Origin of the sequence: Lactococcus sp. bn62 (genome assembly GCF_029492705.2) — a bacterium.
GTDB classification, from domain to species: domain Bacteria; phylum Bacillota; class Bacilli; order Lactobacillales; family Streptococcaceae; genus Lactococcus; species Lactococcus petauri.
The window spans coordinates 128,315-140,302 of the sequence record NZ_CP120417.1; the positions used below are offsets into that span (position 1 = coordinate 128,315).

Sequence of the window (11,988 nt, forward strand, 5' to 3'; positions counted from 1 at the left end):
GGTGTTATGAGCCTAAAAATTCCAGATTTTAGTAAATATCAAATTTATAGGGAAGAAGTTCATGGAGGAGTAGCAGAGCCTTCACATTTATTTAATAACTTTTTAAGTAACACTTTTCTTAACATTCCTTTAGAATTTTTGCGTGTGCTTGTAGGTGTTGCAACTGTTCTTTCTCAGTTACTAGATGTTTCCAGTGCTTTGGGTGGTGTTCAGAAATCAATTATGAGTACTTCACAGAGTATTTTTCTATCATTAATTGGTGGGTCAAACGGCACAATAACAAGAGGTTCTGTAGCAGGTGTCCTTATTACTTTGACTATGCTTTATCTTGCTTATCATTGGTTTAGTGGTAAAGGGAAATTTTGGTCGTCTTTAGTACATTTGATTGCCATAATTTCTACTATGTTTTTCTTCTTTGGAAGTTTTACCTATACTAATTCTCAAGGACAAACAAAAACAGATATGGGAGGTCAAATTGCTTTTGATACAGTAAGAAATCTTTCTAAAACAGCACAAGACAGTATTACTAAGAGTCTTACAGGATATACTACTCCTGATGAATCTTCTGATTTCTTTGAGTCTTTTGTCTTGAAACCAGCAGCTAATTTAGCCAATCTAGGTAACGTGGACGGTAAGCTAGCAGACGGTAAAAGTTATTTTGATTATGATGTTGCGAATGGTAAAAAAGAAAGTCAGGATAAGAAAAAAGGTCAAAAATATGTAAATTCTGTAGCCAAAAATAGTAATGGTTATCTTCAAAATAACGGAGGACATTTTGGGGAAGAATTTATGGGGATTGGTATTGAGGTTATGAACCTCTTCATGTATATTATTCCTGTATTACTGATTAAAGTTTTAATTTCAATCTATTCTCTTATATTGTGTCTTTTAATTATGTTGTGGCCTTTGTCTGCAATATTGAGCTTTATTCCTATATTTAGAAATGCTTTTTTCCATGTTATAAAAATATCGCTTGGAGTTTTAATTGCACCAACACTACTCACTATTTTCATGAGTTTTATTTTCTATCTCGTTACACGAATAGATTTTGCGGTTCTTTCATCTGCGACAGGTACAAGTGTTACGGATCTCGTGGCTTCTATGAGTTTGATAAGTGGCCCTGTTTTAATGGCTGTGCTTACAGCTATTTTTATTTTGAAGTTAAGTTTCATGATATTTATTTGGAAGAATAAAGGCAAAGTGATTAGTTTTGTGACAGGTGGCAGTTCTGCAGGTCAACAGTTAATGCAGCACGCAGACACACTTTCAAACAATGTTTCACAAGGTGTTCAAAATATTCGTAATAAAGCTGTAGGAGCTGCGGAAGTAGGGGTAGGTGCAGCAACAGGAAATCCTGCTCTTGCCGTAGACGGAGCGCAAATGTTAGCACCAAAAACAGAAACTCAATCTTCATCTTCTGTTCAATCTCAACCAGATATAAAAGAGCAAACTCAAAATACAATGCAAACTCCAGAATCTTTTGAAAAAGATGATACGAACCCTTTGAAGGAAGAATCACTTTCAAATGAAGCACCAGACGGAATGGAACAAGTTTCTGAATTTTATCCTGATAAAGAAAGTATCTCACCTGATTTAGAAGATAAAGAATATGAAACTTTACCTAAGGAACATGAAAGCCTTTCTGATTTATCAGAAACGCTAGAAACTCCTTCATCACAAGAAGAAACATCTCCAACTTTAGTCGAAGAAGTTCCAATTTCTGATGATGAAATAGAAGATAATCAAGAAGAATTTCTTTCTTCAAATGATATGTCAAATCAATCAAAAAATATTGAAAATATCCCTTATTCTGAGCCAGAACAGACTCAACCAATTACAATGGACGAACCTTTTGAAAATTCAAAAGAAATTGCCAAAAATTGGGAAGAAGCCTCAGGAATTTTAACAGAAATGAGGGGATAGAATGAAAAAAATATTCAAATTTTCTTTGGTTATCGTTCCGTTTCTATTATTGGGATTGTTACTCCTTTCTATGATGACCTCTATTATAGGTTCGTCACCAGATGATTCTTCGGATATTTCAGGGAATGGTACACCTCCAGTAACAGGACAAGCTCTTCAAGTTGCTACAAAAACTTATGAACATTTGATTAAAAAACAAAAGTTTACTTCTGCAGGGGCTTCAGGAGCATTAGCAGTTGCTCAACGTGAAAGTAGTTTTAATCCTCAGGCTTTAAATCCAGCAGGGGGTGTGGCAGGACTTTTCCAATGGTCAGGTTGGGGGAGCTTTATTAATGGTGACCGTATTCACTCAGAGGGTTCGATTCAAGGTATGGACTTATCGACTCTTACACTTGAAAATGAATTTAAACTTGTAGATAAAGAGCTGAATGGGTCTTATTCAAAAGTTAAAACTCTATTGACAAAGTCTAAAGCTCCCGTTCAAGCAGCTAAAGATTGGTCACTTTATTATGAGGGAGTGAGTTTATCTGACGGTCAGACTAATCTTGAATTAATATCACAGTTAGCGAACCAATGGTACGCTTATTTTAATAGTTCTGGTTCATCAGGTGGGGATATTAAGTTCTTAAATGATGTTTTGGGCAAACAAGTAGGTTCAGGACAATGTTATGCTTTGTCAGCGTACTATGTAAATCATATTAGCGGTTTTACTTTACATGGCTTATGTGCCTTTAATATTGGCTCTGATAACTTTAGCGAGTTCACTTCTCATGGTTGGAAAGTCATTATGAAACCTAAGGCTAACCAACTTGTGGCAGGAGCTGTTATAAATTGGGGTCCAGGTCCTGTAGCAGGAGCAGTGAGTCAAAATCCATACGGACATACTGGGATTATTAGTACAGTAAAAGGTAATAGTTTTACGACCTATGAACAAAATGTAGGTGGTGTTCAGATTGTTCAAAAAGAAAACAGGACGTGGGATAACAGTATTACAAGTATTTGTATTCCACCGAGCAAAGGATAGGAAGTAAGAAAAATAAAAACTATGAAAAAGAAAAGTATATTTATTTTAGGTGTTTCATCACTGATGTTACTTTCAGCTTGTGGAAGTGATAGTGTTGTTCAGCCAGAAAAAGTAGAAAGTTCATCATCAAAGGTTGTGCAACATTCTTCAAAAGTTGAAAAAACTAAAACAACAGAAACAAAGCAGACGTCAGAATCTAAAAGTTATGACTTTAATAGTGCAAAGGCAAGGGATACTGTGGCAGGTTTTATTGATAGCTACTATAATTTTTCTTCTGCAAATGCACGTAATGAAGCAGCAAAAGCTTTTTGTAATTCTAGTGTTCAAAAGGACTTAGGGTTAACTAAGACAGATAAAGATATAAAAATGGAATCAAGCGTTGATTCATCAGATATTTATAGTGATAATGATGAAGAATATTTGGCTCTAGTTTCATATACTCTAAATGGAAATAAGGTTACTCCGCAGGTACTCAAGATTACAGTTGAACAAGACGGTGACAGTTACTTAGTAAGTAAGGTTACTTTTCCATTAATGAATTAGGAGGAAAGATGAATAGAATAAGAGATGAATCAGTCAGTTATTTTACTGTTAATAATAAATTAAAGGCTTATCAGATATGATAGGTTTTTTTCTTTGGAGGAAATAGATATGGAAACACCAAGAGTATATATTGTAAATTTAAGCAGCTATAATAACGGAAATACAAGGGGGAAATGGTTCGAACTTCCGGTAGATATTAATAAAGTTAAACGAGAACTCCAATTAGATGTAGAACATGGGGAAGAATATGCAATACATGATTTTGAAAACTTTATGGGATATAGAGTTGGGGAGTATTCATCAATTAAAGAACTTAATGCTTATGCAGAAAAGTTAGAAGAAATATCATATTTGGATAATGTTGAAGAATTTTTAGAAATATATTCAATTGATGATATTATTTCTCAGCAGTCAGATTTATATTTTATAGATGTAGATGATGAGGAAGATTTAGCCTATAAGCTTATTCAAGAAATGGGAGGGTTAGAATCTTTAGGAAAAGAATTCTTAGAGAGATACTTTAACTATGCAGCCTATGGTCGGGATCTAGCATTAACTGATTATGCTAAAACAACAAATGGCTTTGTCCGTAATATCTAGTAGCTATAAGAATATAAGGAGAGGAAATGGATTTAGAACTTCTTCGAAATCAAGCAAAAAATGCAGAGAGTCAATTTAATATGAAATATATTGCATTTGACAAGAGGTTAAGAGAAATCGAACAAGAACTATCTCTACCGCCTTATGCTCGCTTGTCTGACATAGTTACTTGGTGTGAAAAATTGACTGCTTATGAACAGAAAATTGAGCTTATGCGCCAATCCACTATGACTTTATCAAGTGAAGCATGGGGAAAGTTAGAACATAATATATATGATTATCAAAGTAAAGATAATAGAGCGATAACTATTATGTCAGAGTTTGTAAGTTTCTTAGTGAGCTTAGATAAGAGGTATAGTCAACGTTTAGATGTTTTTTTGAATTTCTTAGATAATTGTATTCGATATGTTAAAGGTTATGTGGACGATTTGGAAAAAAATGGTCTTTCAATAAACGAAATATTACATAAAGCTAGACAGCTAGGTTCTATACATTGGATAAATGGAAAGTCATATCAATTAAAATTGGAGGGGTAAAATATATGGTATAAGACAAGCATTATAAGTAGTTAAAATAAAATCGGTGAATAATTAAGGGTGGGAGAAATCTCGCCCTTGTTTTTTTGTATATAGGGGGAATTATGATTGTAGACTTAAAAACAAAATATCAACTGGCAGCAATTTTTCATTGGTCAGTAAAAACTGTAGAAAAACATTTAACAGAAATGGAAAGAAATGAATTTTCAAAATATATCTTAGCACCTACGAAAGATTTAAGACGAGTAAGTTTAGCAGGGTATTATAAGTACATGGAGTATAAGGAAGCACAACGTAAGAAAATGTTATAATACAAAGTACACACATTTTCTTGCTTGGAAAACAAGGAGAAAAATGTTTTATAAAAAATTAGAGAACGGTAAATATCGTTATTTTGAAAAATATTTTGATGATAATCAGGGAAAATGGCGACAGGTAACTGTGACTATGAACTCAAAAAGTCGAGTATCTCAATCAGAAGCTAAAAATAAGTTGAGTAGAAAAATTGAAGATTGTTTATCAAAAAGTCAAAAAAAGAATATACCAACTATTCAAGAAGTATATCTGGAATGGCGCCAATTAAGGAATGAAGAAATAAAACCCTCCACTCAAAATGTGGAAGAAAATGCTTTTAAAAAATTTATAAGGAAGTTTGGTAGTAAAAATATAACGGAAGTTACTCCGCAAGAAATACAATATTTTCTCTTAAATTCAGGTCTTTCAGGGACGACAAGAAATTTACGTAAATCTTACTATAAATTATTTTTTGAATATGCAGCAGGAGTAGGTTATGTAGAAATAAATCCTATGCAGCAAGTAGCCTTACCTAGAAGTAAAGCTACAATGGAAGAAGTGCATAGGAAACAAAACAAATTTTTAACTCAGGAAGAAATGAAAATTCTACTTAATCATATTTCTAAATATAGTGTACACAAGAGAAAAGGATTATTATTTGAGTTTTTGTTTTTGACTGGTTTACGAATCGGTGAAGCTCTTGCTTTGAGGTGGCAAAATGTAGATGTAGAGAATAAATTGTTAAATGTACACCACACTTTAAATTGTCATGGGTATGTACCTAATGATCGGCAACTACTATCTCCTAAGACAATCTATTCTTATCGTACAATTTCAATTAATGATAGGTGCATTGAAATTTTAGAGTATTTTCATGAAAGAATGCAAAAGGATGAATTTCTTTTTCTAAGCAATAGGGGTAGAATTTTTAACACAAACAATCTAACGTATGCTTTCAAAAAACTATGTGAAGAGTGTTTAGGAGAAGAAACTGAAAATCGTAAATATAACTTACATATGTTAAGGCATTCTCATATTACTTTATTGGTTGAAATGAATGTTCCTATTAAACTGATTATGGAGAGAGTAGGACATTCTGATGAAAAGATGATTTTACAAGTTTATACTCATGTCACTAAAAATATGAAAGAAAATTTAGATGAAAAATTAAATAATTTATCTATATAAAGACTAACCAAAAACTAACCAAAAGTAATAGGAACTGAGAGGTTTTTAGAGGAAAGTAATGTTTTTCCAAAAGTTGATAGGTTGGGAAATAGGGGGATATAGCAATATAGGGGTGCTAAAACAAGGTAAGCATGATATAATGGTAAAATGAATTCATTGCGCATTATTCACTTGAACGATTTGCACTCGCATTTGGAAAGATTTCCAGTGATTGAGCGTTTTTTTGCGGAAAAATCAGTTGGACTTCCAGATGTCTTGCGATTTGACTTAGGGGATAATGTTGACCGGGTACATCCTTTAACTGAGGCAACAGAAGGACAGATTAATGTTGCTCTGATGAATAAGCTGGACTTGACAGGAGCGACCCTCGGTAACAATGAAGGTTTAGGATTAACTCATGATATGCTAAGCCATTTATACAATCAAGCCGAATTTGATATATTGCTTTCAAATATCAGTAATATGCCTTTTGCTCAAGGTCCTAAATTTATAGAGAGCAGTTGGGGGATGCGTATTGGAATCATTGGCTTAACAGCTCCTTATCTAGCCTATTTACAAGCAGGTTGGGATATTGTTGATCCTTTAGTTTGCTTGGATCAGCTCTTGCCACTGGACTGTGATTTTACGATTCTTTTGAGTCATTTGGGTAAAACCGTTGATGAGAAAATCGCTAAAAATTACGATATTGATTTAATTATTGGAAGCCATACGCATCATCTTTTTGAACACGGAGTGGAATTACATGACACCTTACTTGCGGCTGCAGGAAGATACGGGGAGCATATCGGCGAAATCAATCTTACTTTTGATCAAAATAACAAAGTAATTGCTTCGGAAATTTCCACAATTGCTACCAACACGCTCAAAAAAGTAAAAAGTGATGCTTTACACATCAACTCGTGGGAGTTGAAAGGACGTAAAATGTTGCAAGGCAAGACTGTCGGAGAACTTCCCTATAGCCTGACCAATGTTTATCCTGATTATAATGCAAGTCATTTTATTGCAGAGTTACTTGCCCGATATGGCAAGGTGGGAGCCTGTGTTTTCAATACTGGGCTCTTGGTTACAGAAGCATTGCCAAATCAACTTACTTTAGATGATTTACACCAATTTTTGCCCCATTCCATGCGTTTAGTGCGGCTTACGATGACTGGTAAGGTACTGAAAGAAGTTTTACGTGAAATGCTTGATGTATCTGCAATGCTGTCTGGGCAAAATATTCGAGGTATGGGTTTTCGAGGGAAGCAATTTGGTCGGCTTATTTTTCAGGGAATAAATTTCAACAGAGGGAAATTTTATTATAGAAATACGGATGTGGTCGATGCTGAGTCTTATAGCATAGTCGTTCCTGATCAGTATCTCTTTGCTTGGTATTTTCCTTTATTGAAAAAACAAGAGAAAGCCGAAATACTTTTTCCGTATTTTCTACGAGAAATAGTAGCAAATGAATTAAAAAATGAGAAAATGAACAAAAAGAGAAAGGGAGAGGAAAGTGCCAAAAGAAGTTGACGAATCAAAATTAAATTATAATCGTTTCCCTGGTGAGCGGGTAACTGCTACAGATGACATTGTAAAAGTAGGTGGTAAGACCTTTCATCTGGTTTACAATTATCGTGAAGGGTTTGATGCTGAAAAGCTGGAGCAGCGATTTAGCGATATTTTCGATAAGTATGATTACATCGTGGGAGATTGGGGCTTTGAACAGCTCCGTTTAAAAGGCTTTTTTTCAGTAAGTAGAAAAAAAATGCAATCTGAAAATAAGATTGACCGATTAGAAGATTATATCAATGAATATTGCAATTATGGCTGTGCCTACTTTGTTTTACGTCGTGTACGCTCACAAGATGAATCTTACACATCCGAACGTGTTTTTGAAGACAAGCCACGTCAACCTAAATTTGAAAAAGCACGACGTCGAAATAATCGCAATAAAAATCGAAGCTCTCAAGAAAAGCAAAAGAAAAATGAGAAAAAATCATTTGAAATTCGCGAGAAATCAGGTAAGAAGCCTGCTAAAATAAAACAAAATGAGAAAAATGAGAAAAATACAACCTCTAAATCTAATTTTGTAATACGCGAACGTGCAAAAAAATAAAATAGACAAATGTTAAAAATATGTCTAAAAAGTTATTGAATAATATACAAAAAAGTTCCCTCAAAAATTTTTTGGGGGAAAAATATCGGAGATATAATGGAAAAACAAACAATTTACGGCTTAACACGTGATCAACTTATTGATTGGGCGATTGAAAATGGTGAAAAAAAATTTCGGGCAACCCAAGTGTGGGATTGGCTTTACCGAAAACGTGTCCAAACTTTTGAAGAAATGACAAATCTCTCCAAGGATTTTATTGCAAAGTTGAACGCGCATTTTATTATGAATCCTCTGGAGCAAGTCGTCGTACAAGAGTCGGAAGATGGAACAGTTAAATATCTTTTTATGTTACCAGATAAAATGATGATTGAAACTGTATTGATGCGCCAATCTTATGGCTTATCTGTATGTGTGACTACTCAGGTAGGATGTAACATGGGCTGTACTTTTTGTGCCTCTGGTATTCTAAAAAAAGAGCGTGATGTGACAGCAGGAGAGATAGTCGCTCAGATTATGTTGGTCCAAAAATACTTCGATGAAAAAGGCCAAGATGAGCGTGTTTCTCACGTTGTAGTTATGGGTATCGGTGAACCATTTGACAACTATGTAAACTTGATGAACTTTTTACGCACAATTAATGACGATAATGGCCTTGCTATTGGGGCACGTCATATTACCGTGTCAACCTGTGGTTTCATGCCAGCAAAAATCAAAGAATTTGCAAATGAAAACTTGCAAGTGAACTTGGCTATTTCTTTACATGCACCAAACAATGAATTACGTACAAGTCTGATGCGTATCACACGTAGCGCACCACTTGAAAAACTTTTTGATGCGATAGATTATTATACTGAAACAACAAATCGTCGTGTAACCTATGAGTATATTATGCTTTCTGGAGAAAATGATACTCCGGAAATTGCACAAGAATTAGCTGATTTAATAAAACCCCGAAATAAACTTTCGTATGTCAATCTGATTCCCTACAATCCTGTCGCTGAGCATATCAAATATGAACGTTCAACACGAAATGATACTGCGAAATTTTACGATGTACTCAAGAAAAATGGTATCAACTGTGTTGTGCGCCAAGAGCATGGTACAGACATTGATGCCGCTTGCGGACAACTTAGAAGTAAACAAATTAGAAAAAACAAAGAAAAGTAATAAAAAAATAAAAGAAACCATCACAAAGGCTCAACTTTGGTATTGCTGGTTTCTTTTTGTATATTTATTATTTTTTATGAAATGAAAGCGCATTATTATAATGACGTTCAATTTGCATTCAAAAAAAGATTAGACTATAATAAAAGGTGTTGAAAGCGCTTTTACAATTTTAATATATAGTTTTATATAAAAGAAAGGATGCTTATCTCATGGAAAAAGCAATCAATGTCAATTCAGAAATCGGAAAACTTAAATCAGTTCTCCTTCATCGTCCAGGTGCTGAAGTCGAAAACATCACACCAGACACAATGCATCAACTCTTGTTTGATGATATCCCTTACTTGAAAATTGCTCAGAAGGAACACGATTTCTTTGCTCAAACATTGCGTGATAACGGAGCAGAAACTGTCTATATAGAAGATCTTGCCGCAGATGTTTTTCAAACTGAAAGTGTTAAAAAAGATTTCTTGGCTCGACTCTTGCATGAAGCAGGCTACCGTCCAGGACGTACACTTGAAGGTTTGACTGAGTACTTGACAAGCATGGATACAAAAGCAATGGTTGACAAGATTTATGCAGGTGTTCGTAAAAATGAATTGGACCTAAAACGTACAGTTCTTAGCGACATGGCCGGTTCTGATGCCGAAAACCATTTCTACCTTAATCCATTGCCAAATGCTTACTTCACTCGTGACCCACAAGCATCTATGGGTGTAGGGATGACTATTAACAAAATGACTTTCCCAGCACGTCAACCTGAATCATTGATTACAGAATATGTAATGGCAAATCACCCACGTTTTAAAGACACTCCAATTTGGCGTGATCGTAACCATACAACACGTATCGAAGGTGGTGATGAACTCGTATTAAACAAACACACTGTAGCTATTGGTGTTTCTGAACGTACTTCATCTAAAACAATTCAAGCTTTAGCAAAAGAATTGTTTGCAAACCCATTGTCAACCTTTGACACTGTACTTGCTGTTGAAATTCCGCATAATCACGCAATGATGCACTTGGATACTGTATTTACAATGATTAATCATGATCAGTTTACAGTCTTCCCAGGAATCTTTGATGGTTCTGGAAATATCAATGCATTCATCTTACGTCCAGGTAAAGATGGAGATGTGGAAATTGAACATTTGACAGACCTTAAAGTTGCTCTTAAGAAAGTGTTGGAACTCTCAGAACTTGATTTGATTGAATGTGGTAATGGAGATCCAATCGTTGCACCGCGTGAGCAATGGAATGATGGTTCAAACACATTGGCTATCGCTCCAGGTGAAATTGTTACTTATGACCGTAACTATGTCACAATCGAATTACTTAAAGAACATGGTATCAAAGTACATGAGATTCTTTCAAGCGAGTTGGCACGTGGTCGTGGTGGAGCACGTTGTATGTCTCAACCATTGTGGCGTGAAGATATTTAATCAAAGATCCACCCTCTATTTGCTTGGTTTACAGCTCTGTCAACCTCGTTGACACTCTATTGCTTATAGCACAAGCAAATGTCCTTATTTCAAAAAATAAAAAAATTATATTTAGGAGAAAATTAAATGCAAACACCAAAAATTAACTCAGTTTTCCAAGGCCGTTCATTTTTAGCAGAAAAAGATTTTACACCTGCAGAAATTCAATATCTTGTTGACTTTGCTATTCACTTAAAAGCATTGAAGAAAAATAACATCCCTCACCATTATCTTGAAGGAAAAAATATCGCCTTACTTTTTGCTAAAACTTCTACACGTACGCGTGCTGCATTTACAACAGCAGCTATCGACCTTGGTGCTCACCCGGAATATCTTGGTAAAGATGATATTCAACTTGGTATCAAAGAATCTACTGAAGATACAGCACGTGTTCTTGGCTCAATGTTTGATGCGATTGAACGTCGTGGTTTCTCACAAAAAGAAGTTGAAGATTTGGCAAAATACTCAGGAGTTCCTGTATGGAATGGTTTGACTGACGATTGGCATCCAACTCAAATGATTGCAGACTACATGACAATCAAAGAAGAATTTGGTTACCTTAAAGGTCTTAAACTTGCTTATGTCGGTGATGGTCGTAACAACATGGCTAACTCTCTTATCGTAACAGGTGCGATGCTTGGAGTGAGCGTAACTATCGTAGCGCCTGAATCACTTCAACCTTCTGAAGAAGTTATGGAAATTGCGCGTAAATTTGCAGCTGAGTCAGGTGCAAAACCAGAAACAACTGCAGATATTGAAGCAGGGGTTAAAGGTGCAAACATTATCTACTCAGACGTATGGGTATCAATGGGTGAATCAAACTGGGAAGAACGTGTGGAACTTCTCACTCCATACCGTATTACAATGGATATGATGAAATTGACTGGTACTCCAGATGAAGAACTTATCTTCATGCATTGCTTGCCAGCCTTCCACGATACTGAAACTGAATATGGTAAAGAAATTAAAGAAGAGTATGGCTTGACTGAAATGGAAGTTACTGACGAAGTATTCCGTTCTAAATATGCACGTCAATTTGAAGAAGCTGAAAACCGTATGCACTCAATTAAAGCAATTATGGCAGCAACTTTGGGTAACCTCTTCATTCCAGATGTACCAAGTATCAAATAATAAATTTTG

Annotated in this window: 12 protein-coding genes; all 12 read left to right on the forward strand. The window is 35.0% G+C overall.

The window, feature by feature from the left end:
- Positions 1–6 precede the first annotated feature (6 nt).
- The 12 genes from P3G65_RS00740 (at position 7) to argF (ending at position 11,979) form a co-directional block, all read left to right on the forward strand.
- A complete protein-coding gene (locus tag P3G65_RS00740; RefSeq protein ID WP_284071224.1) occupies positions 7–1,923 on the forward strand; it encodes a hypothetical protein in 1,917 nt (638 codons plus the stop codon).
- Position 1,924: 1 nt separating this feature from the next.
- Positions 1,925–2,947: a phage tail tip lysozyme gene (locus P3G65_RS00745; RefSeq protein ID WP_284071225.1), complete on the forward strand. Its 1,023-nt coding sequence runs from the start codon at positions 1,925–1,927 to the stop codon at positions 2,945–2,947.
- Positions 2,948–2,968: 21 nt separating this feature from the next.
- Positions 2,969–3,490 carry an EF0163 family protein gene (locus P3G65_RS00750; protein ID WP_284071226.1) on the forward strand — a complete coding sequence of 174 codons (522 nt, stop codon included), beginning with the start codon at positions 2,969–2,971 and terminating at the stop codon, positions 3,488–3,490.
- A 108-nt stretch (positions 3,491–3,598) separates the two neighbouring features.
- Entirely contained in the window at positions 3,599–4,090 is a 492-nt protein-coding gene (locus P3G65_RS00755; RefSeq protein ID WP_284071227.1) for an antirestriction protein ArdA, read from the forward strand.
- A gap of 26 nt (positions 4,091–4,116) precedes the next feature.
- The gene (locus tag P3G65_RS00760) at positions 4,117–4,626 is read left to right on the forward strand and encodes a hypothetical protein (RefSeq protein ID WP_284071228.1); all 510 of its coding nucleotides are present in this window, start codon (positions 4,117–4,119) and stop codon (positions 4,624–4,626) included.
- 104 nt (positions 4,627–4,730) lie between these two features.
- Positions 4,731–4,937, forward strand: a complete 207-nt coding sequence (locus tag P3G65_RS00765; protein WP_198495080.1) for a hypothetical protein — start codon at positions 4,731–4,733, stop codon at positions 4,935–4,937.
- Between the two features lie 43 nt (positions 4,938–4,980).
- A complete protein-coding gene (locus P3G65_RS00770; RefSeq protein WP_284071229.1) occupies positions 4,981–6,108 on the forward strand; it encodes a site-specific integrase in 1,128 nt (375 codons plus the stop codon).
- A 147-nt stretch (positions 6,109–6,255) separates the two neighbouring features.
- Entirely contained in the window at positions 6,256–7,617 is a 1,362-nt protein-coding gene (locus tag P3G65_RS00775; protein ID WP_040086895.1) for a bifunctional UDP-sugar hydrolase/5'-nucleotidase, read from the forward strand.
- The gene (locus P3G65_RS00780) at positions 7,601–8,203 is read left to right on the forward strand and encodes a YutD family protein (protein ID WP_019292692.1); all 603 of its coding nucleotides are present in this window, start codon (positions 7,601–7,603) and stop codon (positions 8,201–8,203) included. The genes P3G65_RS00775 and P3G65_RS00780 overlap by 17 nt, the downstream gene beginning before the upstream one ends.
- Before the next feature lie 96 nt (positions 8,204–8,299).
- Positions 8,300–9,370: a 23S rRNA (adenine(2503)-C(2))-methyltransferase RlmN gene (rlmN, locus tag P3G65_RS00785; protein WP_019292691.1), complete on the forward strand. Its 1,071-nt coding sequence runs from the start codon at positions 8,300–8,302 to the stop codon at positions 9,368–9,370.
- A gap of 209 nt (positions 9,371–9,579) precedes the next feature.
- Positions 9,580–10,809: an arginine deiminase gene (gene arcA / locus P3G65_RS00790; protein WP_003133654.1), complete on the forward strand. Its 1,230-nt coding sequence runs from the start codon at positions 9,580–9,582 to the stop codon at positions 10,807–10,809.
- Between the two features lie 126 nt (positions 10,810–10,935).
- Positions 10,936–11,979 (forward strand): ornithine carbamoyltransferase, encoded by a 1,044-nt coding sequence (gene argF / locus P3G65_RS00795; protein WP_003133656.1) that lies wholly within the window; start codon positions 10,936–10,938, stop codon positions 11,977–11,979.
- Positions 11,980–11,988 lie beyond the last annotated feature (9 nt).

Coding starts and splice junctions, on each gene's coding strand:
- P3G65_RS00740 (WP_284071224.1), top strand. CDS start 7: ATGAGCCTAAAAATTCCAGATTTTAGTAAATATCAAATTTATAGGGAA.
- P3G65_RS00745 (WP_284071225.1), top strand. CDS start 1,925: ATGAAAAAAATATTCAAATTTTCTTTGGTTATCGTTCCGTTTCTATTA.
- P3G65_RS00750 (WP_284071226.1), top strand. CDS start 2,969: ATGAAAAAGAAAAGTATATTTATTTTAGGTGTTTCATCACTGATGTTA.
- P3G65_RS00755 (WP_284071227.1), top strand. CDS start 3,599: ATGGAAACACCAAGAGTATATATTGTAAATTTAAGCAGCTATAATAAC.
- P3G65_RS00760 (WP_284071228.1), top strand. CDS start 4,117: ATGGATTTAGAACTTCTTCGAAATCAAGCAAAAAATGCAGAGAGTCAA.
- P3G65_RS00765 (WP_198495080.1), top strand. CDS start 4,731: ATGATTGTAGACTTAAAAACAAAATATCAACTGGCAGCAATTTTTCAT.
- P3G65_RS00770 (WP_284071229.1), top strand. CDS start 4,981: ATGTTTTATAAAAAATTAGAGAACGGTAAATATCGTTATTTTGAAAAA.
- P3G65_RS00775 (WP_040086895.1), top strand. CDS start 6,256: ATGAATTCATTGCGCATTATTCACTTGAACGATTTGCACTCGCATTTG.
- rlmN (WP_019292691.1), top strand. CDS start 8,300: ATGGAAAAACAAACAATTTACGGCTTAACACGTGATCAACTTATTGAT.
- arcA (WP_003133654.1), top strand. CDS start 9,580: ATGGAAAAAGCAATCAATGTCAATTCAGAAATCGGAAAACTTAAATCA.
- argF (WP_003133656.1), top strand. CDS start 10,936: ATGCAAACACCAAAAATTAACTCAGTTTTCCAAGGCCGTTCATTTTTA.